We start from the raw sequence: 768 nt of genomic DNA, 5'->3' as shown, positions 1-768 counted from the left end.
ATTAAGTACTTTGTTGTAAGATATAACCTTCTTTTTGTAAGTAGTTTACAATTCCGTCATGGATAGCCTCTGCGATTAATGTTAATTGTTCATTTGAGCTTAAATAAGCTTGATCTTTCTTCGAATCAATGAAACCTAACTCAGTAAGGACAGCTGGCATTGCATTATCCCTGATCACTTGAAAATTACCATGATGGACTCCTCGGTCAGATAAATTCCAAGCCTGTAACATTTTTTTTTGAATAGAAGATGCTAATAATTGACTTTCTGCTATGAACGGATTTTTACCGGTATTACCATAGTAATAAGTTTCAGAACCACCGCCGCTCGTGCCGCTGCCTGAATTTACGTGAATACTTACGAATATAATTGCTTTATTTTGCTTAGCAATTTTAACTCGCTCACCTAAATCTAAGAAAACATCTGATTCTCTCGTTAGAACTACTTGAACGTTTGAAGATTCAAAGGATCGTCTTATTTTCAATGCAGTATCTAATGTAATGCTTTTTTCATTAAATTCCTTAAAATGTGTTCCTGGGTCCTTGCCTCCATGTCCTGCATCAATCGCAATGACAATGGTTTGATCAAGTGAATTCGATTTAGTAGAAATGTAATCATTACTGACGTATCCAACTAAATTCTTATACTTAATTTTTGACCAGTTTGTATATTTGGTTATTAATACTAGTTCTTGACCCTTTAAAACTGTGCCAATCTTACTAGAAGTTACGGATTGTTCTGCTCTGATATTTAATTTATCGGCTAATA

Annotated in this window: 1 protein-coding gene; it reads right to left on the bottom strand. The window is 34.0% G+C overall.

The annotated features are described in order from the left end of the window. Position 1: 1 nt before the first annotated feature. The coding region (locus V7056_RS20325) for an N-acetylmuramoyl-L-alanine amidase family protein (RefSeq protein WP_499704201.1) at positions 2–768 on the bottom strand (767 nt) is incomplete at its 5' end.

Source organism: Bacillus sp. JJ664, from assembly GCF_036962205.1.
In the GTDB taxonomy this organism is placed as follows: Bacteria; Bacillota; Bacilli; order Bacillales; family Bacillaceae_G; genus Gottfriedia.
This window is presented reverse-complemented; position numbering and strand designations above follow the sequence as displayed.